Genomic DNA, 24,565 nt, shown 5'->3' on the forward strand with positions numbered 1-24,565 from the left:
AGGGTGGCGGGGTCAGGCCCGGGGGGCGTCCGGGGTTCCTTGCGAGGGCAGCCACCTGCGCAGGCGGAGGATGAGGTCGTTGGCGTCGACGGGCTTGGTGACGTAGTCGCTGGCTCCGGAGGCGAGGCTCTTCTCCCGGTCCCCGGGCATGGCCTTGGCGGTCACGGAGATGATGGGCAGGTGGGCGTACCGGGGCATGCGCCTGATCTCCGCCGTCGCCGCGTAGCCGTCCAGTTCCGGCATCATCACGTCCATCAGGATCAGGTCGATCCCGGGGGTGCTGGTCAGCGTCTCGATTCCCTTGCGGCCGTTCTCGGCGTGGAGGACCTGCAGGCCGTGCAGTTCCAGGATCCCGCTGATCGCGTACAGGTTGCGCGGGTCGTCGTCGACGACCAGGACGGATCGGCCGGCCAGGCCGGTGTCCACGACGGGGTGCTCGGGCGTGGCGAGGTCGGCGTCGAGGCGTACGAGGGGCAGCGCGTCCCCGGGGCGTTCCGCCGACAGGTGCAGGGCGATGCGTTCGCGGAGCTCGTCGAGGCTGGAGAGCACTTCGAGCGGCTGGGTGGTGGCGCGCAGCGCGATCTCCTCCTGCTGTGCGCGGGTCATGCGGCGGTTGTCGTGCGCGAGGACCGGCATGGAGGCGAGGGCCGTGTCGCCGGCGAGGTCCTGGAGGAAGCGCACGGCTTCGCCGTCGGGGTCGAGTTCGAGGACCACGCAGTGGAACGGCGATTGCGCGAGGACGTCGGCCGCGTCGGCCGCGGTGACGGCGGTGACGACCACGGCCTGACCGGCCGGGCCGGCGGTCGCCCGGCCGGCGGTCAGGTCGGCGGCGGCGCTCTCCGCGACGAGGCTCAGGAGGCCGTTGCTGCGCTGTTCGATCACCAGCAGGCGTCGGGGGTGGCGGGTGTCCTCGGCCGGAGCGCCGTCGCCGTACTGCTCGGCGGCGTCGCCGTCGGTCGCTTCGGGGGTGGGGACGGACGTCTCGCGGTCGACGAGGTCGGGGCGGGAGACGGGGAGGTAGAGGGTGAAGGTGGAGCCTTCGCCCGGGACGCTGTGGGCCGTCACCGCGCCGCCGAGGAGGCGGGCGATCTCCCGGGTGATGGACAGGCCCAGGCCGGTACCGCCGTACTTGCGGCTGGTGGTGCCGTCCGCCTGCTGGAAGGCGGCGAAGATGACCTCCAGCTGTTGTTCGGCGATCCCGATGCCGGTGTCGATGACCCGGAAGGCGACGACGGATCCGGACCGGGAGAGCTCCGCGGGGACCTCCGCCGGGGACGCCGGTTCGATCCGTACCTGAACCTGGCCTCGTTCGGTGAACTTCACGGCGTTGGAGAGCAGGTTGCGCAGGATCTGTTGCAGGCGCGCGTCGTCGGTGAGGAGGTCCACCGGTACGCCCGACGCGGTCGTGATGTCGAAATCGAGGCCCTTTTGGCTGGTCAGGGGCCTGAACGAGGCTTCGACGTAGTCGAGGAGCTTCTTGAGGGAGACCCGCTCGGGGTTGATGTCCATCTTGCCGGCCTCGACCTTGGACAGGTCGAGGATGTCGTTGATGAGCTGGAGGAGGTCGGAGCCGGCGGAGTGGATGATGCCCGCGTACTCGACCTGCTTGGGGGTGAGGTTGCGGCTCGGGTTCTGGGAGAGGAGCTGCGCGAGGATCAGCAGGCTGTTCAGCGGGGTGCGCAGCTCGTGGCTCATGTTGGCCAGGAACTCCGACTTGTACTTGGAGGCCAGGGACAGTTGCTGGGCCCGGTCCTCCAGTTCCTGCCTGGCCTGTTCGATCTCCAGGTTCTTCGTCTCGATGTCGCGGTTCTGGGTGGCGAGGAGAGCGGCCTTCTCCTCCAGCTCGGCGTTGGAGCGTTGCAGCTCGTCCTGCTGGACCTGGAGCTGCTCGGAACGGGCCTGGAGTTCGCCGGTGAGGCGCTGGGACTCGCCGAGGAGTTCGTCGGTGCGGGCGTTGGCGACGATGGTGCTGACGTTGACCCCGACGGTCTCCATCAGACGGCCGAGGAAGTCGCGGTGCACGGGTGTGAAGGAGCTGAACGAGGCGAGCTCGATGACGCCGAGCACCTGGTCCTCGACGAGGATGGGCAGGACGATGAGGTTGGCGGGAGCGGCGGCGCCGAGCCCGGAGGAGATGAGGTAGCCGGGCGGCACGTTGTCGGTGGCGAGGATGCGGCGGCTGCGCGCGGCCTGCCCGACCAGGGTTTCGCCGTGCTTGATCCGTCGGGGGCTGTCGGTGGGCCGCCCGTAGGAGCCGATCAGGGTGAGCCAGGACTGTCCGTCGGCCTCCTCGCCGAGGTAGAAGGCGCCGTAGCTGGCGTCGACGAGGGGGGTGAGCTCGTCCATGACGAGCTCGGCGACGACTGCCAGGTCGCGGTGTCCCTGCATCAGGCCGGAGATCTGCGCCAGGTTGGACTTGAGCCAGTCCTGTTCCTGGTTGGCCCGGGTGGTCTCGCGCAGCGAACCCACCATCGAATTGATGTTGTCCTTGAGTTCGGCGACCTCGCCCGAGGCGTCGACGGTGATCGACCGGGTGAGGTCCCCCTCCGCGACGGCGCTGGCGACCTCGGCGATGGCGCGGACCTGCTGCGTGAGGTTCCCGGCGAGTTCGTTGACGTTCTCGGTGAGCCGCTTCCACGTCCCCGAGACGCCCTCGACCTCGGCCTGACCGCCGAGGCGGCCCTCGCTGCCGACCTCGCGGGCCACGCGGGTGACCTCGGCGGCGAAGGAGGACAGCTGGTCGACCATGGTGTTGATGGTGGTCTTCAGTTCCAGGATCTCGCCGCGCGCGTCCACGTCGATCTTCTTGGAGAGGTCACCGTTGGCGACCGCGGTGGTCACGAGGGCGATGTTGCGGACCTGGCCGGTGAGGTTGTTCGCCATGGAGTTGACGTTGTCGGTGAGGTCCTTCCAGGTGCCGGCCACGTTGGGTACCCGGGCCTGTCCGCCGAGCCGGCCCTCGGTGCCGACCTCGCGCGCCACCCGGGTCACCTCGTCGGCGAACGCCGACAGCGTGTCGACCATCGTGTTGATCACTCCGGCCAGCGCGGCGACCTCGCCCTTGGCCTCGACGGTGATCTTCTGCGAGAGGTCGCCGCGCGCGACGGCGGTGGCGACCTGAGCGATGGAACGGACCTGGCCCGTCAGGTTGGACGCCATGACGTTGACGTTGTCGGTGAGGTCCTTCCAGGTGCCCGAAACGCCCCGGACGGTGGCCTGGCCGCCCAGGTTGCCCTCGGTGCCGACCTCGCGGGCGACCCGGGTGACCTCGTCGGCGAACGCCGACAGCTGGTCGACCATCGTGTTGATGGTCTCCTTCAGCTCCAGGATCTCGCCGCGCGCGTCGACGCGGATCTTCTGCGACAGGTCGCCCTGGGCGACGGCGGTGGTGACCTCCGCGATCGAGCGGACCTGCGCCGTGAGGTTGTCGGCCATGAAGTTGACCGAGTCGGTCAGGTCCCGCCAGGTGCCCGAGACGCCCTTCACGTCGGCCTGACCGCCCAGCCGGCCGTCCGTGCCCACCTCTCGGGCCACGCGGGTGACCTCGTCGGCGAACGCCGACAGCTGGTCGACCATCGTGTTGATGGTGGTCTTCAGTTCCAGGATCTCGCCGCGCGCGTTCACCCGGACCTTCTGCGACAGGTCGCCCTGCGCCACCGCGGTGGCCACCTGGGCGATGGAGCGCACCTGCGAGGTCAGGTTCCCGGCCATGAAGTTGACCGAGTCGGTCAGGTCCCGCCAGGTGCCCGAGACACCCTTCACGTCGGCCTGACCACCGAGGATGCCCTCGGTGCCGACCTCGCGCGCCATGCGGGTGACCTCTCCGGCGAACGCGGACAGCTGGTCGACCATCGTGTTGATGGTGTTCTTGAGTTCCAGGATCTCGCCGCGGGCGTCGACGGCGATCTTCTGGGACAGGTCGCCCTGCGCGACCGCCGTGGTCACCTGGGCGATGTTGCGGACCTGGTCGGTGAGGTTGCCGGCCATGAAGTTCACCGAATCGGTGAGGTCGCGCCACACCCCGGCGACACCGGGCACCTCGGCCTGGCCGCCGAGGCGTCCCTCACTGCCGACCTCGCGGGCGACGCGGGTCACCTCGTCGGCGAAGGAGGACAACTGGTCGACCATCGTGTTGACGGTGTCCTTCAGCTCCAGGATCTCTCCCCGGGCCGCGACGTCGATCTTCTGCGACAGGTCGCCGCGCGCCACCGCCGTGGCCACCTGGGCGATGTCGCGCACCTGGGTCGTCAGGTTGCCGGCCATCGCGTTCACGGAGTCCGTCAGATCGGCCCAGGTACCGGACACCCCGGGCACCACGGCCTGCCCGCCGAGCGTCCCCTCCGTGCCGACCTCCCGGGCGACGCGCGTCACCTCGGAGGTGAACAGGGACAGTTGGTCGACCATTCCGTTGAAGACCGTGGCGATCTCGCCGAGCAGACCGTCGGCCTCGTCCGGCAGCCGGGTACCGAAATCACCGTCGCGTACGGCCGTCAGCCCGGCGAGGAGCTGGCGCAGTTCCGGCTCCCCCACCGCCCCCGTCGCCCCGGCACCCGCGCGTGTTTCCGCCGGCTTGCTCATCCCAGCCCCATCTCAGTCCGCCCTGGGCACGCCACGATCCTCGGGCGGGCCGGGGACAAGTCCACCACACCCCGCGCGGCCTCCGAAGCACAGGCCTGTGAACTCCTCCCGCCCGCGGCCGGTCCGTCCACCGGATCCGCCCGGCGGGCGCCGAGCCGCGCCGCGGGCCACCCGGAGGCGGCGGGCGCTCCCCTGTGTCGGGCTCCGATCCGAGAACCGTCCGACGCGGATCGCGAACGCCCCGAATCGACCGCCCCCCGGCCCGTTTGGGATCGAACGGGGTGGACACACGAGCGACTACGAGACGTTCCCGAGCCTGAGGACCTCTCGCAGCGGACCCGGGTCGCGAGGCCCTTCCCCCCTGTGCCACGCGACCGGGTCCCGCACCACCGCGGGCTGCCGCACGGATCCGTACGGCACCCGGACAGCTTCCCCGCCCGCCTCCCGCGGGCACCGGGGAACCGGCAGGCCCCCGGCGGCGGCGCGCAGGTGTCGCCCCCGGGCTCCGGAGTCCGGCGGCAGCCGCCCGGTGCGTACGACGACCCGGCCGCGGCGACCGCCCGGATGCCGGTCGGGGCGCCGCCGCTCCCCACGCAGGGGGGACCGATCCGCCCCGGCGCAGGCTGTTCAGCGGGCGGTCCGCTCCGGTTCGGGCAGGGTCGCGGCCCGGTCGGCGACCAGGCGGACCGCCGCGACCGTGAGGTCGGGGTCGTGGAGCTGGACGTAGTGGTCGCTGCCGGTGGCCATCAGCTGCGGGGTCTGCGGCCGCAGCCCGACCAGCGCGCGCTGGGCCTCGGGCCAGGCCGCTTCCAGCTTCGCGAGGAGGGCCTTGTCCATGGTGGCCGGCGCGGCGAACGGTGCGGTCTTGCTGAGCACCGCGACCGGGACCGGCGGCAGGGGGCCGCCCCGGTCGATGGCGTCGACGCCGGCGTCGATGTCGACCTGCTCGAAGTTCGGGTCGGTGTCGAAGGCCGTGCCTGGGTGGCGCAGGGACTCGACGTACGCAGCCCAGTCCGCCCCCATCGCCGGCTTCAGCCCGGGTCCCAGGGCGTCGACCAGGACCAGCCCGCGCGTCCGCCCGGGGTGCTCCTGCGCGTACCGCAGGGCCAGCATCCCGCCGAAGGAGTGCCCCACCAGCAGGTACGGTCCCGGTACGCCGCCGGCGTCCAGTACCCGGTCCAGGTCCTGAACCATGTCGGGGAGCGCCCGGGTTCCCCGTACGGGGGTGCTGCGGGTGGTGAGCGTCGGTGGCTGCGTGTAGCGGAGGGTGCCCGGCCGGTCATACGTGCACACCCGGGTGAACGCGGCCACGCCGGGCAGCACCGCCGGTGTCTTCGGCACGGGTGGGGTGGTGTCGGTCAGCGACCACGGGTCGGATGACTCGTGGAGCCCTGACAGCAGCACGACGGTCGGGCTCCCCGAGCCCTCGCATCGCAGGTACAGGCCGCGGCCGCCACCGATGTCCACCCGCTGTCCGGTGTCCGCGCCGTCGGGCCCGGGCGTTGCCGCCACCAGGAGCAGGACACCCAGCGCGGCCGCCGACGCACCGCGCGCACGCCATCGCATGTGCCCATCCTCCTCCGTGCCGCGCCCGCCCGCCTCCGGGCGCCGCGCGGTGCTCCCGGAGGCGGGCGCCGCCGTCCCGGCGGTCGGGTCAGGCGACCGCGCCGTTGTCCACGACGGCCGACTTCCCGAACACCTTGACGGCCTGGTAGTAGGTCCAGGCCGTCGAGTCGCACGAGGTGCGCTTCGCCCCCGTGTAGGCGGTACACACCCGCTTGAGGTCGGCGTGGAAGGCGTCGTCGAGCCGCGCCTTGTTGGCGCTGAACGATCCCGCCGCCTTGTAGTTGCGGTAGCCGAAGTCGTGGCGGGCGCAGGACGTCTGGAAGGGGAAGCCGAACGGGTTGTCCGGGGAGGAGGAGCAGTAGTCGGTCGACCAGTCGAAGCCGTAGGCGGACCAGTTGCCCTGGTTGGCGCGTGCGGCGACCCAGGAGTTGTGGCTCGCCGCGCTGGTCTGCGTCCAACCGCTCAGGACCTGCGGCTTGTCCGCGGGGGCGGCGGCGGCCGGGGTGGCCAGGGCGACGACGGCGGCCGCCACGGTGGCGGTCACGGCGGTGAGTTGACGACGCATCGGGATCCTCCGGGAGTGGTGCGCCGGGGACCTCCCGGCGCCGATGCGCATGAGTCTGGAAGCCCCCGTTATCGAATTCCTACTGCCCTGCTATCCGGTGCGGGCGGGGCGATGGTGAGGGGGCAGGACGCCACGGCCCCGACCCCGGTACCGGCTCCGGGCGCGCCCCGGCGGGGCGTCCGGACGCTCAGGTCTGGCACTGCTTCGTGGTCGCGGGGGACCAGCCGCTCCAGGCGGCGCCGTCGGCGCGGGCGTGCACGCGGATCTCGACCTTCACGGGGCCGCACACGCGGGTCGTGCTCCCCACTTCGACGGGGCCGATGGACTCGCCCGCCCGGACGTGTGCGCGGCCGCTGCCGATCTTCTCCCAGTGGCCGCCGTCGACGACGCGGAAGTACGCCTCGTAGGCGACGTTCACCGCCTTGGTTCCCGTGTTGCGCGCCTTGATGTGTGCCGTGATGTCCCTCGTGGGGAACCGTCCGGCGGAGCCGCGCTGGGCGCTGATGCAGCCGTTGACGGCGATCCGGCCGGTCGACACCCCTCCCCCGCAGGCGACGGCCGCGGCGTGCGCGTCCGCCGGCAGGGTGAGCAGGGTGAGCGCGGCCGCGCCCAGGATCGTGCCGGTGCGCCTCAGGTGCAATGTCCCGTTCCCGTCCATGAGTCCGTTTCCTCTGGGGAGACCATGGCCCGTGTCGGGGTGTGAAGTGCAGCCCCTCGGGGGGTCTTTCACTCAAAGGAGGACAAAGCGCGGCGCCACCGATCGGATGGTCACACCTCCAACCCTGTGACCCGTATCACCGTCGGGGGAAAACCTCGCGTCCCGGTCGTACGTCTAGCAGGTGTGAAACGAGTGTGGGCGGCAGCGCCGCAAGAACTGGACGAGGAGCGTCTCCTGCGTCGGGTGGCCCGGGGGGACCGGGCCGCCTTCGAGGAGTTGTACCGCCGTACGTCGCCCTGGCTGGCGGTGCGGCTGCGGCGGCGCTGCGACGACCAGCAGATCGTCGCCGAGGTCATGCAGGAGACGTACCTGGCGGTGTGGCGGGCGGCTGGTTCCTTCTCCGGAAGTCGGGCCGGGGGAACGGCCGTCGGCTGGCTGTGGACGATCGCGGCCCGCCGCCTCGTCGACGCGTTCCGGCGCCGGGCCCACCACGCCGAGCCGCCGCTCGCCTACGCTCCGCTCGCCGTGGCGCCCGCCGCCGAGGAGGAGGCACTGGTGGCCACCGTCGGCGGTGACGTCGGCGACGCGCTGCGGCGCCTGGCGCCCGAGCTCAGAGAGGTGTTGCAGGCCATGGTGCTCGACGGACTGTCCGTCCGCGAGACCTCCGTTCTGCTCGGACTGCCCGAGGGAACGGTCAAGACCCGCGCCCGCCGGGCCCGGATCGCGATGCGGAAGGAGCTGGCATGAACGGGGAACACGCTTCGGCACGACTCGTCGACGGGTACGCGCGCGGCGATACGAGCCTCCTCGTGGACGAGGTGTGGGCCCTGGAGGCCCACTTGGAGGGGTGCCGGGTCTGCCGCGACCGGTTGTCTGCCGCCGTCACGACGCGGGCGCCCGCCGTGGTCGCGCTGACCGAGGCCGTCTGGTCCGATCTCACGCCCCAACTGGACTCGACCGCCCCCGCACCGCCGCGTCGACTCCGCGCGCGGCTGCGCGCCTGGACGACGCCCGCCATGACTCCGTGGTTGGCCATGGTCCTGGCCGTGACACTGCTCGCCCTGCTGCTGGACCTGATGGGGCCCGGCTCCGGCCGGGTGTCCCTGGTGCTGCTGCTCGCTCCCGTCCTGCCCGTGGGCGGGGTGGCCGCCTCGTGGTCGCGCGGACTGGATCCGGCGTACGAGCTGACGGCGTCCACCCCCCGGGCAGGCCTGCAACTGGTGCTGCGGCGCACCGCCTCCGTACTCGCCGTGGTCATCCCCGCGCTGCTGGCGGGGGGTTGGACGACGGGGCTGTCGGCCGCCCGATGGTTGCTGCCCTGCCTGGCCTTCACCTCGCTGACCCTGGCCCTCGGGGCGCTGATCGGCGTGACCCGCGCCGCCGTCGCGCTGGTGGCCGTATGGGTGGCGGTGGTGGTGGCGCCGACCCTGGCCACCAGTCGTACGGCGACGGTCCTGCAGGCGGACGGGCTGCCGGTGTGGGGGCTGCTCCTCGCCCTCGGCGTCGCCGTCCTGATCGGCCGCGGGGGCGCGTACGCGAAGCCGGGTGAGCACCGTTGAGCCCGCAGGCCGCCCCGACACTCCCCCGAACGACCCCACGAGACCGGAGGAAGCGCACGATGCCCGCACTGAACAGGGACGACATCGCCCCCACGACCTACCCCTGGGAGATCCGGGCGACCGGCTTGCGGGTCAGGGTCGGCCGCAAGCGGATGGCGGTCGACGGGCTGGACCTGTCGCTGGGCACCGGTGTGCACGGTCTCCTCGGCCCCAACGGGGCGGGGAAGACCACCCTCATCCGGGCCCTGGCCACCGTGCTGCGCCCCGCCGGAGGTGAACTGGAACTGCTCGGGGAGTCCGTCGGCGGGCGGGGCGAGTTCCGTGCGCTGCGCCGCCGGATCGGCTACCTGCCGCAGGAATTCGGCTACTACAAACGGTTCACCGTGCGCGAGTTCGTCGAGTACATGGCATGGCTGAAGGAGGTGCCCGCGCCGGACATCCCGGCGGCCGTGCAGCGCGCCGTGGAACGGGTCGGCCTGGCCGACCGCGCGGACGACCGGATGAAGACCCTGTCGGGCGGGATGGTGCGGCGGGCGGGCATCGCGCAGGCCATCGTCAACGACCCGTCGGTCCTGCTGCTGGACGAACCGACCGTCGGCCTGGATCCGGCGCAGCGGCTGCGCCTCCGGGAACTGCTCCAGGAGTTGGGAACGGACGCCTGCGTGGTCGTTTCGACCCATCTGGTGGAGGACGTGGCCGCCGCCTGCACGGACGTGGTGCTGTTCGCCGAGGGACGGTTGGTCTTCCAGGGCACACCGGGCGAGTTGGCCGCGGCGGGCGGCCCGGAACACGTGGGCGACAGCCCGTTGGAGCGCGGCTACTCGGCCCTGCTGGTCGACCCCGTACGGACGAGGGGTGCCTGGTGAACGTCCGCATCCCGCTCATCGAACTGAGGCGCTCCGTCGCCCCGTGGGCCGCCGCCGTCGTCCTGCTGGCGGCGCTCGCCTTCCTGCACCTGCTGTCCGGGCCGTGGACCAGGGGCACCGCGCTGTGGACGGCCCAGTGGACGTCCATGGCCATGTGGACCCGGTACCCGCTGGTGTTCCTGTGGCCCCTGGCCGTGGGCCTCGGGGCGCTCCAAGGGCTGCGCGACCACCGCTCGCGGATGCCCGAACTCCTGAACAGCACCCCGCGACCCGCCCTGCACCGCGCGGCCGCCCTGGCCGGTCCGACGGCGTTCGCGCTGGTGACGGCCTTCGCGCTGGTCGTCGCCCTGGGTGCGGTACGGGTCCTCGCCGGTGACGCCTCGTACGCCCACCTCGGTTGGCTGCCGATCTCGCTGGTGGGGGCGCTCGCGCCGGCCGCCGGAGCCCTCCTGGGCATGGGCGTCGCACGGGTCCTGCCGTCCGTGCTCACCCCGCCCGTCCTGGCCGTGGGCGCCTTCCTGCTGACCAGTTTCCTCCGGCAGACGACGGACGGGGCGCTGCCGACCTCCGCCGTGCCGAACCGTCTCTCGCTGCTGTCGCCGACGGTGGCGGAGGCGCGCGAGACGCTCCTGACGCTCTCCGCCCCCGTGCACCTCGGGCAGGCGCTCTGGTTCCTCGGCATGGCCGTGACGGGCCTCGCGCTGTCGGCCGCCGCCGGTCCGCGCGGCCGGCTCCTCGCCCTCGCCCCGCTGCTGGCGGGCGGGGCCCTGGCGGTGCTCCTGTTCCCGTCCGACCCGCGCGGTACGTACGTCCTCGACCGGGCCGCGGCGACGCAGGTGTGCGACGGCCGGGTGTGCGTGACCGCCGCCCGGGGGGCACGGCTCGACCGGTTGGCGGGGCCGGGCGAGGAGGCGCTGCGCCTGCTCCGCGACGCCCTCGGGGACCGGGCGCCCGTCGCCGTCCACGAGGCCACCCTGCCGCGCGCCCTGGGCGAGACCCCGGAGCGGTCGCCCGGGTTGCTGCTCGTCGACTTCGACGACGGGGCGATCGACGGCGCGCGGGGCGAGGCGCTGACGCGGGCCCTGGTCGCGCAGGGCCTGGCGCCGGTGTGCCGTCCCCGCAGCGACACCGAGAGCGGCACGCTCTCGGACGCCGCCGCGCAGAGCATCGGGGCGGCCTGGGTACTGGGTGGGGAGCCCCGGCCCCTCGACGGGACCATGCACCGGGCGGAGGACCAGGACGCCGTGGCCCGCCCGGTGTGGGAGGAGTTCACCGCGCTCCCGGCGGCGGAGCAGCGGTCCCGGATCGGCGCCATGCACGCGGCCGCGGTCTCCTGCTCGGGCGATCCGATCGAAGCGCTGACCGGTGGTGCGCCCCGGTGAGGTGGCTGACGCTGTACGCGCGTTCGCGGCGGCTGCCCGCCTCGCTGGCCGCGGTCCTGATCAGCGGGCTGCTGGTGTGGACGCTCGCCCGGATCGGCGGCGGCCCGTGGGATCCTCGGCTCACCACGCTCGCCCTCGCCGCGGGGGCGACGGCGGTCTCCGTCGGTCTCGGCGGACAGGACCTCGCGATGGACCGGACGGCAGCGATCCGTTGGATGCCGCGCCGGGCGGCGCACGTGCTGCTGTGCGGCGTGCTGATCGGCGGTGTGCTGCTCGCGGTGCAGGCCTCGGGCGGGCAGTCCGCCTCCCCCGCGTTCGTCGTGCGCAACTGTGCCGGTTTGATGGGCCTCGTCGCCCTCGGGGCCGCCTGGTACGGGAGGCAGTACGCGTGGATCCTGCCGTTCGCGTGGATGTCCGTCTCCTTCGTCGCCCCGTCCGCGCCGGACGTCCCCTCGCAGGTGCTGACCTGGATGCTGCTGCCCCCCGACGCTTCGGCAGGCGTCTGGACGGCCCTCGTCCTGGCCGTCGCGGGCCTCACGGTGTATGCCGTCGGCGGCCCGCGGCGTTAGGCCGTCCCTTTCGGCTCCTGCCGGGGCGCGTGGGTGCTGGGGCTTCCCCCACCTTCGGGTGGGGGGCGGACCGCAGTGATCGGGCGGCGTCGGTGCGGCAAGGTGAACGGGACGACCCGCCCGAGCCGGAGGAGCCTCCTTGCCCAGCACCACGGACCCGGCCCCGTACCCGGCACGGCCGGCGGGCGTCCCCGGACGGGCCCTCGCGGCGCTCGTCGTCCTCGCCGCGGCGCTCGTCCTCGCCTTCGTCGTCGCCCCGCGCACGTTGGCGGCGCGCGGCCCGGACGAGGAGTTCGCCGGGCAGGCGGACCTCGTGCGGGCCCTCCGTGAGGCGTTCGTCGGCTACTGGGGCGCCGGCGGTCGGGACCTCACGCCGGACCTGGAACGGCTCGTCGACCACTGGTTCCGCTACCACGTCGCCAAGGGCGTGATCGCGGCGCTGCTGCTGATCGTGTTCGTGGTGATCGGCGCCCTGCTCCGGAAGGCGTTCCTGCGGGCGGGCGGTCGCGGGGTGGCGGGGCGGATCGCCCTCGCTTCGGCGGGGGCCGTCGCCTCCGTGCTCGTACTGGCCGCCGCGGCCACGGTGATGGCCAACGTCCAGGGTGCGGCCGCGCCCCTCTCCTCACTGCTGTCGATGCTGCCGACCGGTGGTGGGGCCGGCGGGGAGCTCGGCGGCACGCTCGATCGGATCAGGCAGCACCTGGCCGCTCCCGCGGGTGACCCGACCCCTGCGGCTCTGGCGGCCATGGTCGGTGACTTCTCCCGGTACCACGCCGTGATGGCCGTGGTCGCGGGGGTCGTGACGCTGGTCCTCACGGTGACGGGCGTGGTGTTCTGGACCCGCTTCGCGAGGACGCCTTCGTCCGAGGGGCGACCGAGGCGCGTGTGGGCGGCGTTCGGCGTCCTCTCCGTGCTGTCCGCCCTGGCCGTGCTCGTCGTGTGCGTCGCCAACGTGTCCACCGCGGCGCACCCCGAGCCGGCGCTCCTGGCCTTCTTCGAGGGCGGGTCGCTCTGACGACCGGCGGCGCGCCGGGGCCGCCGGGGCTCCGGTGCCCCCGTGCCCCGGTGTCAGGGCCGTTCGGCGTACTGGAGGACACCACCGATCGAGAAGCACAGGGCACCCAGCAGGGTGCCCCAGTTGGCGATGTCCGCGTCGAGTTCGCTGCCGGTGACCCGGGGGGTGAAGGCCGCGAGGGCGGACACCATGAACAGGACGGAACCGAGCTGGTTGACGGCGACGATCCACCAGCCGAGGTCGTGTGCGAGCACCCGCAGCCGGCCGTGGCAGACCTCGACGAACGACAGGTGTCCCGACACCAGGAACAGCACGCATCCGATCACGTCGGGGGTCCAGATCAGCCGGTTGATCTGTTGGACGGTCAGGCCCTGGAGGAACGAGTCCAGGAGGTTCACCCCGAACACCAGCGTGCCGGCGAACAGCGCGAACACGCACAGCCAGTCCAGGTGCATCGGTTCGTAGCTCCACCACCGCCACCGCCGGGTGACCAGGGCGTCCGCTCCCGACGGGACTTGCCGGGGGGCATTGATCACCTGGAGCAGGGAGACGTATCCGCCCGTGTTGAAGAACAGGCCGCCGACGAAGTAGACGCCGGAGCTGGTGATCGCGTCGCCCGATCCGAACTGGGCGATGGCCGCGCCGGCCGCGAAGAGCGCACCGCCGATCACGAAGGCGACGGCGGCGATGGAGTTCAGGCGCCGTAGTCGTACGAGGCTTGCGGCGTCGGCGCGTGCGTGACGGGCGGTCGACGCTCCCGGCGCGCGCACCGCGAGCACGCCGCGGCGCCGGGCCAGGCGCGACTCCCAGACGGCTTCTCGGCCGTCGGGCAGCCGCCAGGTGCGCCTGGTGGTGAATGGTCCGGCGCCCTCGGCGACGCGCAGTTCGGCCTGTGCCACGGACCGAGCCTAGGTCGTTTCCCACGGATATCGCCCGACCCGCGCCGGGGCGCGCGAACGGTGCGGTCAGGCGTCCTCGAAGGCGCCGGTCACCACCAGGTTGCCGTCCGGGGTGCGGTGCGCGAGGTTGCCCGTGCGGAGGTAGCCGTCGGTGGTGAAGGCGCGTGCGTTGTGCTCCGGCGCCCGGTAGTGGCCGCGGGGGACGTGCGGGCCGCGGGCGAGGAGCTCGCCCGGCTGGCCGTCGGGTACGGGCCTGCCCTCGGTGTCGACGATGCGGAGTTCGTCGTCGGGCGAGAGCGGCCGGCCCTGGGTGCCGAGCACGGTCTCGTCCGGATCGCCGGGCCGGGTCAGGGTCAGCGGCCCCTCGGTCATGGCGAAGACCTGCTGCAGCCCGCAGCCCAGTGCGGCTCCGAGCCGTTCGGCGGTCGCCCGGTCGGCCGGCGCGGCGCCGACCTGTACGAGGCGCAGGCTGCTCAAGTCGGCCCCGGCGTCGGGAAGTACGTCCGTCCAGCGTCGGGCGAGGTCGGGCACCACCGACGTGAGGGTGACCCGCTCCCGTTCGATGGCCCGCAGGCACTCGGCGGGATCCGGGTCCTCGACCAGGACGACGGTGCCGCCGACCGAGAGGGTGCCGATGATGCCGGGGCAGCCGAAGGCGAAGTGCGAGGAGGCGGGCAGCGCCGCGAGGTACACGTCGTTCTCGGTGAGAGACACCAGATCGGCCGCGGCCCGCGCCTGGTAGGCGTAGTCGTTGTGGGTGCGGGGAACGAGTCGTGGCGGTCCGGTTCCGGCGTCGGAGAGCAGGAGGAACGCCACCTGGTCGGCGCTCCGCGCGGGCGTCGGCTCGGGCGGGGAGTCGATGGAGTCCAGCGGGAAGTAGTAGCAGCCCGCCGGGTCGGTCGTGAAGCCGCCGTACGGGGACGCGGCGCCCGGCGCCTCCAGGGTGAACACGCGTCGGAGGAAGGGTCCTCGGGCAGCGATGTCCGCGGCCATCGCCGTGTGGTCGAAGCCCCCGTACGTCGACGGGCCGACGTAGCCGACGCTCTCGGTGACGTGCACGAGGTCGGCGACCTCGGACGCGCCGTACGGCAGCGGGCAGAACACGGGCACCGCGCCGACTCGCATCAGCGCGAACACGGTGATGACGAAATCGGGGACGTTCGGCAGTTGGACGACGACCCGCTGCCCGGGCCGCAGGCCGCGCAGCCGGAATCCGGCGGCCATGCGGTCCGCGCGCCGGTTCAATCTCGCGTAGGTGACGCGGGTGTCGCCCTGCACGAGCGCGGTCCGCGGTCCGTACTGGAGGGCCCAGCCGCGGAGCAGGTTGTCCAGGGTGTTGCCGTTCCAGCGCCCGGCCGCCCAGTAGCGGTCGACGAATTCCTCGGGCCAGGGCGTACAGCCGTCGAGCAGGGGTGTCATGTGCTTCTTCCTGTGCCGGTGCCACCTGTCGTCTTGATCTTGGCCAGCCAATCCCCGGCCGCCGTCGGACGCAATGCGCCATCCGAACCAGGGACGGCGCCGTTCATCGGCCGATGGTCCAATGCGGGCCGCTGACCAGCGCGATGGCCGTGGAAGAAGGCGGCTCGACGGGTGCGGGGACGCGTTCCAGGACGCCGCCCGCGAAGACGTCGTACAGGGGCAGGCTCTCCAGGTGGACGTACCCGATGTGGCACTCGCAGGTGGTCAGCGGGCAGGGGCGGGGGGCGAGGGCGGTGCGGTAGGAGCCGTCGTAGAGGTTGCCGAGTTCGGTGCGCACGAAGTGGCAGCGGCGGACGGCGCCGTCGCCGTCCACCGAGATGACGGACTCGCCGGTGCGGCACGGCAGGCCGGCCGAGCGGTGCGGGTGCCGGCTGTAGGGGAACAACGGGTCGAGGTCGGTCCAGGCGTCGGCTTGGGCATCGGTGTACGTGTGGCCGTCGGCGGCGTTCACCCACAGGTAGACGTGGGCCGGCAGGTCGGCGCGCAGCCTGCGGGCGTGCTCGAGGTTCTCGGGGAGGCCGACGATGCCGACGCTGTGGCGGACGCCCCGGTCGGAGAGGTCGCGCACCTTGGCCAGGAAGCGTTCGTAGGGCGTCTGTCCGGGGTGATAGGTGCACCACAGGGCGAGGGTGTCGGGGTCGGCCTCCGCGAGCCATTCGGTGCGGCAGCTGAGGTTGGTCTGGATGGCGACGCGGTCGACGTGCGGTTGGTGGGAGAGGTCGACGAGGGCGCGCCGGTACCAGGAGCGGACGAGGCCCTCGCCCCAGGGCGTGAAGAGCAGCGACAGCCGGTCCTCGGTACGGGAGCACGCCCAGTCGACGAACCGTTCCAGGGCCGCCCGGTCGGCGCGCAGTTGCGCACCGGTGTCGCGCCGCTTGGCGAAGGGACAGTACGGGCAGTCGTAGTCGCAGGAGGCGAGGGGGCCGCGGTACAGGAGGGTCAGGTCCACCGGCCCTACTTCGTCTCGTAGGCGGCCATGGCGGTCCGGACCGCGGGCGAGAACAGGGCCGGTCCGACCGCGTCGGAGTGGGCCAGGCCCTCCGGGGTGAGGCGCAGGACGGGGCCCGTGCCGCCCTCGTGGAGCCAGCCCAGGGTGGCGAACACGGAGAGTTCGGCGGGGAAGTCGTCGTGCGGGTCGGTGGCGAACCGCTCCCGGTAGTCGGCGACCGGCATGCCCCGGGCCTGGAGCAGTGACTGGAGCAGGTGGCGGCGGCGCGCCTCGTCGGCGTTGGTGGGCCGGCCGTGGACGGCGCGGGTGAAGTCGTCGGTGGTGGTGTAGCCGTCGATGATCGAGCGGATCTCGCCCATGTCGACGGCGTAGTCGAACGAGTAGTGCAGTGCGGAGGTGTAGGAGCGGGCTCCGCAACCCAGGCCGATCATGCCGTCGGTCTGGCAGGCGTGGTCCTCGGGCCCCCGGGGCGCGGTGCCGGCGAGCCGGAACATGCGCATCGACACCTGCTCGTAGCCGTGCGCGAGGAGGTGGTCGCGGCCCCTCCGGTAGAGGTCCAGGCGCTGTTCGTCCCAGGCGAGGTCGGTGAGCGCGGTGCGTCGGGCGAGGCCGGTGAGGGGGCGGACGTACAGGGGGTACAGGTACAGCTCCTCGGGCCGCCAGGCCAGGGCGGCGTCGAGGGAGGTGCGCCAGGTGTCGGGGGTCTGGCCGTCGATGCCGTAGATCAGGTCGATGTTGAGGACGGGGACGCGGGCGTCGCGGATGCGGCCGAGCGCCGCCTCGACGTCGGCACGCCGTTGGGGGCGGACGGCCGCCCGGGCCTCTTCGGCGACGAAGCTCTGGACGCCGATGCTGACGCGGGTGGCGCCGCGTTCGGCGAGGACGGCGAGCCGGTCGGCGGTGGCGGTCGCGGGCGAGGTCTCCACCGACAACGGGACGGCCCGCAGGTCCGCTCCCATGGTCAGCTCCGCGATGTCGCAGAGCCGTTCCAGTTCGCGGGCCGTCAAGAAGGTGGGGGTGCCGCCGCCGAACGCGGCGTTGGCGAACCGGACCGGCCCGTCGTCGCCGAGGGACTCGCGTACGGCGGCTGCCTGCCGCTCCAGGGCGTCCAGGTAGCGGCCGGTGAGCCCGTCGGGGGCGCCGACGCGGGTGAAGAGGTTGCAGAAGCCGCAGCGGACCTCGCAGAACGGTATGTGGAGGTAGAGGGAGAGGGCGTCCTTGCGTTCGCCGCGCCACAGGTCGCGCAGGGCGGGCCGGTCGGGCAGCGGCCGGTACGCGGTCTTGTGGGGGTAGGCGTACACGTAGGAGCCGTACGGGCGGGCCCGGTCCTGATCGGCGGGCGCGGTGGGCGCGGGCGCGAGGGTGGTCATGCGGACGGCTCCAGGAAGAAGTGGGCGTACGGCACCGTCCAGACGGCCTGGTGGGCGAGGCGGTGGCCGGTGTAGCCGTCGTCGCCGTAGGTGGTGCCGTGGTCGGAGCAGACGATGGCGAAGCAGCGGCGGCGGGAACTCATGGCGGCCAGGAGCCGCCCGACGTGCCGGTCGACGTATTCGAGGGCGGCGGCGTGGGTGGCGCGGGTGTCGCCGGCCCCGGCCGTGGCGCCGGGCAGGTGGAACCAGTTGGGCTGGTGCAGCGCGGAGGCGTTGACGAAGAGGAACAGCCGCTGATCGGCGGGGAGATCGGCGACGACCTGCTCGGCCCGCTCCACCTGTGCCTCGAAGGAGGTCGGCGACGCGACGCCGAACTCGGGTTCCCAGTGGCTCTCCTGGAACATGCCGGGCAGGACGTCGCCGAGCGCGCCCCGTTTGTTGAAGAAGCCGACGCCGCCGACGCACACCGTGCGGTACCCGGCCGCGGCGAGCCCGGACACCAGGTCGGGGGTGTCGAAGACGTACGTGCGGCCCTCGGTCGTCTCGCTGCCGGCGAAGCGGGCGGCGAACAGCCGCGGGTGCGGGCCGGGGCGGGCGGGCGTGGGCAGGAATCCGGCGAACATCGCCTGGTGGGAGGCGTAGGTGAAGCTGCCCGGGGCGTGCCGTTCCTCCCAGGCGCCGCCGGGCAGGTGGCGGGCCAGGTTCGGGAGGCGTCCGGCGGCCGCGAGTTCGACGGCGACGTCGTGGCGCAGGGTGTCCAGGGTGAGCAGCAGCAGGTCGTCGCGGCCCACGACCTCGTTCATGTCGGGGAGCTGGGCTTGTGGTGTTTCAGGCGGTTGCACGGTGGTTCCTCGTGGGGTGGTGCGGTACGTGTTCGCGGGTGGCGGCGGCGACCTGCGCGGCATAGGTGTCCAGGCCCTCGGCGCCGCTGCCCGGCAGCCCGGTCAGGCCCGGCAGCAGGTCACCGAAGGCGTTGACCTCGGCCACGGCGAACCGGCGCCAGCCGACGGCGGGCAGCAGGTCGACGCCGACGCAGAGGGTGCCGGGGAAGCAGGCCGCGGCCCGCTCGCAGATCCTCAGGGCCTCGGCCCAGCCCGCCGGGCCGGTGGCCCGGACCACGGCGGAAAGGTCGCCGCGCCGGCCGCCGAGGTGGAGGTTGGTCATGGGGGTCCGGCTGGTGCGCACCACGGCGTGGGTGGCCCGCCCGGCCACGACGACCACCCGCAGGTCGGCCGCGCCGTGGTCGAGTGAGGCTTTGGGCCACCACCGTTCGACGTGGAGTCCGTCGGGGGCGAGGGCGTCGACCAGCGCGGCCACCTCCGGCTCGTGCGTGAGGCGGCGCACCCGCAGGGAGTTGTACAGCCGGCCGTCCTGCGCGCTCTCGACGGAGGTGGTGGCCCGGATCCGGCCGCCGCCGGCCGTCTCGACGGCGACGATCCCGGAGGCGGAGGAGCCGTGGGCGGGCTTCAGGAACACCCGGGGCATGCGGTGCGCGTCCATGAGGGCCCGAACGTCGTCCCAACCGGCCACCGGTGTCGCGCCGTCGGAGGTCGGCGACTGCGGTACGGGGACCCCGGCCCGGGCGAGGACCCCGTGGCAGCTCCGCTTGTCGAAGAGCACGGCCAGTTCGTCGGGGTCGTCGAGGCGCAGGCCGCCGGTCAGCGTCCGGATGGCGGCCGTGAACGCGGCGTACCAGCGGACCCCGCCCTCCACCCGGGTGGAGTCGTCGGCGCCGCGCAGGAACCGGTCGACGTCCGCGTTCTCGCCCGGCGACTCGATCCGGACGATCTCGTCGGCGGCGAAGGCCGCGCCGCCCGCGCGCAGGACGTCCGTCCAGGGCACGATGCGCGGCGCGGGCAGCCCCGCGGCGCGCACCGCCCCGGAGAACAGGGTGACGCGCCGGTTCTCCGGGTTGCCGACGACCGCCCAGCGCGGCGGCGGCGCATGGTCCCTCATGGCCCGTGCGCTACTCGCCGACGGCGACGAAGCGCCAGGTGCGGCCGTCGTACTCGTCCTCCTCGGCATGGCCGCGGTCCAGGTCGAGGACGACGCCGGCGCCGCCGAGGACTTCCTGGAAGCGCTCGCGCAGCGGCTCGTCGAGGTAGTTGTGGTGCAGGTCGAGCTTCTGCAGGTGCGTCAGCGGCTGCCCGGCGAGCAGCGCGGCCGCACCCTCCTCGGTGAGGACTCCCAGGGACAGGTCGAGGGTCTCCAGGCGGGCGACCACGGGCGCGGACGCGACGGCGACGGCGATCCCGTCCTGGATGTCGCTGTTGCGCAGGCCCAGGTGGCGCAGGCGCGGCAGGCGCTCCCCGTCGAGGATCGGCGCCACGTCGGTGACGGTCGCGTCGCCGCCGTACTCGGACGTGCCGAGCCACAGGTCGAGGTGCTCCAGGGCGGGCAGGTCGCTCGCGGCGACGCCGCGGACGGCCTCGGCGGGCATTCCGCCGGTCTCGACGGTCAGACGGCGCAGATTCCGGTGCGCGAAGGCCGGCAGGACCAGCCCGGAGCCGCCCCGAACGCCGAACTCCTCCAGCTCCGGGAAACCGTCGAGGAGCGGGCCGACGTTCCCCTGGTTGATCCAGCTGATCTCGCACTCCTCCGACTCCATGTCCCCGAGGAACAGGGCCCGCAGCGCGGGCAGTTGGGGGCGTGCTTCGAGGAGCGCCGCGATGATCTCCTCCGGGCCGGTGTCGTAGGCCTCCTCCCAGGAGCCGACGACGATCGCGCGGACCGCGGTGGTGTCGACCGCCGCGCGGAACCGGGCGAAGGCCTCGGTCCAGGTCTCCTCGCTGTCGTAGCTGTCGGTGGCGATCCGCCAGGCGACGTCGTCCGCCTCGGGCAGACGCGCGTCCGCGCCCTTCGGGCCCGGGAAGTCGATGACCGGCAGCCCGCCGAATCCCGTCAGATGCTGCGCGTAACTCATGGGTTCCCGCCGTTCCTCGCCTGTCGCGTCCGGTGCGCTGCAAGTTGTACCAAGCGGCACGGACAACGGCCGAGGTGGGGTGCGGGAGGCGCGGGGGCGGCCGGTCCCGGGGGCGGGACGGCCGGTTCGGGGCGTCGGCCGGCCGGTTCGGTTCGGGATGTCGGACCGGCCGTTTTCGGGGAGCGTACAACCGTGGTGGTAGGCGGGCGCCGTCCCTGGTGGTAGGCAGGAGTGCACTCCTGGTGGGCCGACAGGCGCGGCGGCCGGCGGTTACGTTGACGCTCGTTCCCCAACGCCCAAGACGGAGGATCGCCGCATGCAGACCCGTTTGGCCGATGACCCGCGCAGGCGCGTGGTGTGGGGGATATCCCTCCTCCTGATCGCGGTCACCGCGCTCCTCGGGGGCGCGCCCGGTGCCGCGACGGCGACGCCGCGGCACGCCGCCCCGCCCGTGCCCGTGCTGTCCTGGGGGCCCTGCGACGGGGCGGACGCCGACGGTCCGGGCGACGGCTTCGAGTGCGCGACCGCCCTGGTCCCGTTGGACCACCGCCGGCCCACCGGGGTGACGATCCCCCTCGCCGTCACCCGACGGCTCGCCGCCGACCCGTCCCACCGGACCGGTGTCCTGCTGCTGCACCCGGGCGGACCCGGCAACTCCGGCGTCGACTTCGCGCGCAACAGTTACGACGCGCTCCCCGCCTCCCTCCGTGAGCGCTTCGACGTCGTCGGGTACGACATGCGGGGCGTGGCGCGCAGCGGACAGGTCGAGTGCTGGAACGACGAGGAGTACACCGCCGCCGTCGACGCCGCGCGGGGCGTACCGGGTCCGGGCGCCCTGCGGGAGGCCGTCCGGCAGGGCCTCGACTTCGCCACCGCCTGCGCGGAGCGCGCCGGGAACCTCGTGCCGTTCATCGGAACCGGGTCGAACGCCGACGACATCGAGCTGCTGCGCCGGGCCCTCGGCGAGGAGACCCTCTCCTTCTACGGACGTTCCTTCGGCAGCTACGTCGGCACCGTCTACGCCGCCCGGTTCCCCCTGCGGGTCCGCGCCATGGTGCTGGACGGGGGGTACGATCCGCGGACCTACGCCGACGTGCCGTACGCCTACGACGCCCAGCAGTTCGCCGCCCTGGACTCGGCGGTCGGCCGGTTCCTGGACTGGTGCGCGCAGAACGCCGCCACCTGCGGGTTCGGTGACGGCGAGCCACGGAAGGCCTTCGAGCGGCTCAAGCGGTCGCTGGACGCCGAGCCGGTCGTCACCGCGAGCGGCCGCCCGGCCACCGGCTACACCCTCGCCTACCGCCTGATGTTCAACATCAACTCGGGCAAGGTGATCTGGCCCTACCTGGGTCAGGCCCTGCGCGCGGCCCAGGACCGCCAGGTCTCGTTCCTGCTGTCGCCGCCCTCACCGGGGTCCTTCGACTTCCTCAACGTCAACACGGCCGTGGAGTGCGCGGACCGCGTGTACCCGACCGGTCGGGTGCTGCTCGGCGCCATGGTCGGCGCCCGGGCCGCCTCCGCTCCCCTGCTGGGACCGCCCGTCGGCCTAGGGCCGCCCACGTACGACCACAATCACGCGCCGACCTGCGCCCAGTGGCAGGCCGGGCGCCCGAGCCGCCACGAGGGCTCCTACCGGGCGGCCGGTTCGGCGCCGATCCTGGTCCTCGGCACGACCGGGGACCCGGACACCCCCTACCAGGACTCCGTGGCCCTCGCCGGGACGCTGGACAACGGACGGCTGCTGACCTTCGCGGGCGAAGGGCACACCGCCTACAACCGGAGCGCGTGCGTGAGCGCCCTGGCCACGGACTACCTCGCCACGCTGGCCCTGCCCGCGCGGGGCACCGTCTGCGCCGACGAGGCGCCTCCGGCACCGGTCGGCCTCCGTTCGACGGCCATCGAGGTGGACGAGACGCAGGACGTGATCCCGGTACTGCGCTGAGCCGGCCCCTCCGGAGGTGCGAAGGCCAGGGGGTGAGGTGATCCGGTGATCCGGTGGTCTTTCGGTCCGGTGATCCGGTGGTCAGGCCTTCGTACGGGTGCCGCTGGGCCGGTCGGCGAGGGTGAGGCCCCAGCGGTGCAGAAGCCCCTTCTTCCCGTCGTGGGTGAGCCAGGTGCCGTCGCCGAGCGGCCTGGCGAACCCGTCGACGGGACACGGGTAGGCGATGCCGCCGCGCAATGTCAGCGTGCGGGCGTCCAGGAGCCAGTGATCGGCCTCTTCCGGGTGCTCGTCGCACTCGACCGTGGTGGCGATGACCGTGTCGGCGTCGACGAAGCCGCAGGGGTGGTCCCAGGGCCGGCACTCGTCCCATTCGCCCGCCTCCTCGCCCGTCGGTCGGGCCTCCGCCGTGGCCAGGACGGTGCCGTCCAGGGCGTGCAGGCGTATGTCCTCGCCGTAGTGTTCGACGGTGAGGAAGCCCGCGTGCCCGGGGTGGACGTCCACGAGGATGCGGTCCTCGGTCTCGTTGACGTCCCAGGTGGTGACCTCGCCACCGTCCAGGCGCGCCCAGTGCAGCAGGATTCCGTCCTGACCCATGCCGATGCACAGGCCCATGTGGACGCCGTCCGGGTGCGACACGTGCTGCGACCCCGAGGCGACGCCGGTCAGCGGGACGCGGGCGAGCTCCGCGCCGTCCGTGGCGTCGAGGACGACCCAGTACTCGTCGTACTCGTCCTGCTCGGCGTGGCCGGCATCCGCGACGACGTGCGCCCACACGAGCGCTCCGTCGTCGGAGACCCGACAGGATCCGGATTCGATGCCGCCGCACACCTGCTGGTCGTCACCGCTGTGCCCGTGTCCGATCCGCTGGTCCCAGCAGCCGTGCCGGTACACCCACAGGGTGGTCCCGTCGGCCGCGACCGCCCGGACGGAGCGCTGCCCGGAGAAGACCGCAAAGGAGGCGTCCGGAGCGACCGAATGCTGCCCGAGGGACCAGTCCGGCCACGGGAAGGGGAAGGCGGCCACCGGGGCCCGCTCACCGTCCCACAGGCGGTCCAGGTCGTACGCCTCCAGCTGGGACCCGCCGCGCAGCAGGGCGCGGCGGCCGGCGGCGCCCCGCGCCTCCAGGGCGAACCCTTCGGTCAGCGCGGCCCCGCCCGTCAGGGCGAGCGAATCGAGCAGGAGTGCGGGGATCAACGTCGTCATGGCGGCGACGGTAGCGTCCGCCACCGACGCCACCGATGTCGCCGCCGCTTACCGGGCCGGTCGGGCCGTTCGGGCCGGTACGCGGCGGGCGGAGGCCGCGTACCGCTCCCGCCGTGACGCGCGCCACCCGACCCCCCGTCCCGGGAACCTTTGCCATCCGTTTATGATGGAAGCAGCGAAGGGGAGTAGTCCCGAAATACCGCTGGTCGACACACTGGACAGGGCAACCCGTCCCGGCCATCGGGCCCCGGCACACAGTGCCGTGGTGGACGAGACCTTCGGCCAAGCATGACCGCGTCCGCACATCTGTGCGGGCCGATCCGTCGTGCCGGGCCGAGTGGTTCTCCCGTCGCCTCCTGGGTGTCGTTCGAGCTGACGGTCCGGCCCCAGCAGAAAGCACCAGGATGACTCTCGACCCCCTGGCGATCATCACGGCCTTCGGCCTGATCTTCCTCGCGGAACTCCCCGACAAGACCATGTTCGCCTCGCTGGCCATGGGCACCCGCATGCGCCCGCTGTACGTGTGGTTCGGCACCTCCACGGCGTTCATCGTGCACGTGGCCATCGCCGTCGGAGCCGGCAGCCTCCTCGGGATGCTCCCGGACATGCTGGTCAAGCTGGTCTCCGCAGCCCTGTTCGCGTTCGGCGCGGTCGTGCTGCTGCGCAGTGGGGACGACGAGGACGAGAACGGCGCCGCCAAGACCGTCACCGGCTTCTGGCCGGTGTACACGACCGCCTTCATGGCCGTGTTCATCAGCGAGTGGGGCGACCTCACCCAGATCACCACGGCCAACCTCGCCGCCACCAACGGCTGGCTGCCCACCGCCATCGGCTCCGCCCTCGCCCTGATGTCGGTCTCGGCCCTCGCCCTGCTGGTCGGCCGGTTCATCGCCCAGCGCGTCCCGCTCAAGACCGTCCAACGGTTCGGCGCCGTCTGCATGGCCGCTCTCGCCGCATGGACCCTCTTCGAGGCCTTCACCGCCTGACCCGCCTCCGACGGCCCCGGCGGCCGTGCCCGTACCGCCCGGCCGCCACCGCACCG

The 24,565-nt window shown here is 73.0% G+C and carries 20 protein-coding genes; 8 read left to right on the plus strand and 12 right to left on the minus strand.

All coding sequences use genetic code 11. The features are described from left to right. Positions 1-12: 12 nt before the first annotated feature. The 4 genes from ACFVS6_RS02400 to ACFVS6_RS02415 form a co-directional block, all read right to left on the minus strand. Positions 13-4,578 (minus strand): HAMP domain-containing protein, encoded by a 4,566-nt coding sequence (locus tag ACFVS6_RS02400; protein ID WP_389700071.1) that lies wholly within the window; start codon positions 4,576-4,578, stop codon positions 13-15. A 627-nt stretch (positions 4,579-5,205) separates the two neighbouring features. Next, a complete protein-coding gene (locus ACFVS6_RS02405; protein ID WP_389700072.1) occupies positions 5,206-6,144 on the minus strand; it encodes an alpha/beta fold hydrolase in 939 nt (312 codons plus the stop codon). Between the two features lie 88 nt (positions 6,145-6,232). Continuing rightward, positions 6,233-6,709 carry a phospholipase gene (locus ACFVS6_RS02410; RefSeq protein WP_389700073.1) on the minus strand — a complete coding sequence of 159 codons (477 nt, stop codon included), beginning with the start codon at positions 6,707-6,709 and terminating at the stop codon, positions 6,233-6,235. Between the two features lie 187 nt (positions 6,710-6,896). Beyond that, positions 6,897-7,367: a hypothetical protein gene (locus ACFVS6_RS02415; protein WP_389700074.1), complete on the minus strand. Its 471-nt coding sequence runs from the start codon at positions 7,365-7,367 to the stop codon at positions 6,897-6,899. Between the two features lie 243 nt (positions 7,368-7,610). On the opposite strand from ACFVS6_RS02415, the gene ACFVS6_RS02420 reads away from it, so the two are divergent. From ACFVS6_RS02420 to ACFVS6_RS02445, 6 genes are all read left to right on the plus strand, one after another. Beyond that, positions 7,611-8,114, plus strand: a complete 504-nt coding sequence (locus ACFVS6_RS02420) for an RNA polymerase sigma factor (RefSeq protein WP_389700466.1) — start codon at positions 7,611-7,613, stop codon at positions 8,112-8,114. Then, positions 8,111-8,926: a zf-HC2 domain-containing protein gene (locus ACFVS6_RS02425; protein WP_389700075.1), complete on the plus strand. Its 816-nt coding sequence runs from the start codon at positions 8,111-8,113 to the stop codon at positions 8,924-8,926. Before ACFVS6_RS02420 ends, ACFVS6_RS02425 begins: the two co-directional genes overlap by 4 nt. A gap of 59 nt (positions 8,927-8,985) precedes the next feature. Beyond that, positions 8,986-9,792, plus strand: a complete 807-nt coding sequence (locus ACFVS6_RS02430) for an ATP-binding cassette domain-containing protein (RefSeq protein WP_389700076.1) — start codon at positions 8,986-8,988, stop codon at positions 9,790-9,792. After that, positions 9,789-11,174: a hypothetical protein gene (locus tag ACFVS6_RS02435; RefSeq protein ID WP_389700077.1), complete on the plus strand. Its 1,386-nt coding sequence runs from the start codon at positions 9,789-9,791 to the stop codon at positions 11,172-11,174. Before ACFVS6_RS02430 ends, ACFVS6_RS02435 begins: the two co-directional genes overlap by 4 nt. Then, positions 11,171-11,743 carry a hypothetical protein gene (locus tag ACFVS6_RS02440; protein ID WP_389700078.1) on the plus strand — a complete coding sequence of 191 codons (573 nt, stop codon included), beginning with the start codon at positions 11,171-11,173 and terminating at the stop codon, positions 11,741-11,743. The genes ACFVS6_RS02435 and ACFVS6_RS02440 overlap by 4 nt, the downstream gene beginning before the upstream one ends. A 139-nt stretch (positions 11,744-11,882) precedes the next feature. Further along, positions 11,883-12,758, plus strand: coding sequence for a hypothetical protein (locus ACFVS6_RS02445; protein WP_389700079.1), 876 nt, complete (start codon positions 11,883-11,885; stop codon positions 12,756-12,758). Between the two features lie 53 nt (positions 12,759-12,811). Here ACFVS6_RS02445 and ACFVS6_RS02450 read toward each other — a convergent pair whose 3' ends face one another. From ACFVS6_RS02450 to ACFVS6_RS02480, 7 genes are all read right to left on the minus strand, one after another. Continuing rightward, positions 12,812-13,657 carry a hypothetical protein gene (locus tag ACFVS6_RS02450; RefSeq protein ID WP_389700080.1) on the minus strand — a complete coding sequence of 282 codons (846 nt, stop codon included), beginning with the start codon at positions 13,655-13,657 and terminating at the stop codon, positions 12,812-12,814. A 66-nt stretch (positions 13,658-13,723) separates the two neighbouring features. Further along, entirely contained in the window at positions 13,724-15,076 is a 1,353-nt protein-coding gene (locus tag ACFVS6_RS02455) for an AMP-binding protein (RefSeq protein WP_389700081.1), read from the minus strand. Between the two features lie 103 nt (positions 15,077-15,179). Further along, positions 15,180-16,085, minus strand: a complete 906-nt coding sequence (locus ACFVS6_RS02460) for an STM4011 family radical SAM protein (RefSeq protein WP_389700082.1) — start codon at positions 16,083-16,085, stop codon at positions 15,180-15,182. 5 nt (positions 16,086-16,090) lie between these two features. After that, positions 16,091-17,455 carry an STM4012 family radical SAM protein gene (locus tag ACFVS6_RS02465; protein WP_389700083.1) on the minus strand — a complete coding sequence of 455 codons (1,365 nt, stop codon included), beginning with the start codon at positions 17,453-17,455 and terminating at the stop codon, positions 16,091-16,093. Beyond that, complete coding sequence (locus ACFVS6_RS02470; RefSeq protein ID WP_389700468.1) at positions 17,452-18,258, minus strand: STM4013/SEN3800 family hydrolase; 807 nt, start codon at positions 18,256-18,258, stop codon at positions 17,452-17,454. Before ACFVS6_RS02470 ends, ACFVS6_RS02465 begins: the two co-directional genes overlap by 4 nt. Before the next feature lie 25 nt (positions 18,259-18,283). Next, a complete protein-coding gene (locus ACFVS6_RS02475; RefSeq protein WP_389700084.1) occupies positions 18,284-19,411 on the minus strand; it encodes an STM4014 family protein in 1,128 nt (375 codons plus the stop codon). A gap of 10 nt (positions 19,412-19,421) precedes the next feature. Beyond that, positions 19,422-20,378, minus strand: coding sequence for an STM4015 family protein (locus ACFVS6_RS02480; protein ID WP_389700085.1), 957 nt, complete (start codon positions 20,376-20,378; stop codon positions 19,422-19,424). Between the two features lie 316 nt (positions 20,379-20,694). Between ACFVS6_RS02480 and ACFVS6_RS02485 the strand changes: the two genes are divergently transcribed. Next, positions 20,695-22,320, plus strand: coding sequence for an alpha/beta hydrolase (locus ACFVS6_RS02485; protein WP_389700086.1), 1,626 nt, complete (start codon positions 20,695-20,697; stop codon positions 22,318-22,320). A gap of 81 nt (positions 22,321-22,401) precedes the next feature. Here the strand turns inward: ACFVS6_RS02485 and ACFVS6_RS02490 are convergent, their stop codons facing one another. Then, positions 22,402-23,523: a hypothetical protein gene (locus tag ACFVS6_RS02490; protein ID WP_389700087.1), complete on the minus strand. Its 1,122-nt coding sequence runs from the start codon at positions 23,521-23,523 to the stop codon at positions 22,402-22,404. Between the two features lie 404 nt (positions 23,524-23,927). Between ACFVS6_RS02490 and ACFVS6_RS02495 the strand changes: the two genes are divergently transcribed. After that, complete coding sequence (locus ACFVS6_RS02495) at positions 23,928-24,509, plus strand: TMEM165/GDT1 family protein (protein WP_389700088.1); 582 nt, start codon at positions 23,928-23,930, stop codon at positions 24,507-24,509. Positions 24,510-24,565: the final 56 nt, after the last annotated feature.

This window comes from Streptomyces sp. NPDC057939 (genome assembly GCF_042887545.1).
Lineage (GTDB): Bacteria > Actinomycetota > Actinomycetes > Streptomycetales > Streptomycetaceae > Streptomyces.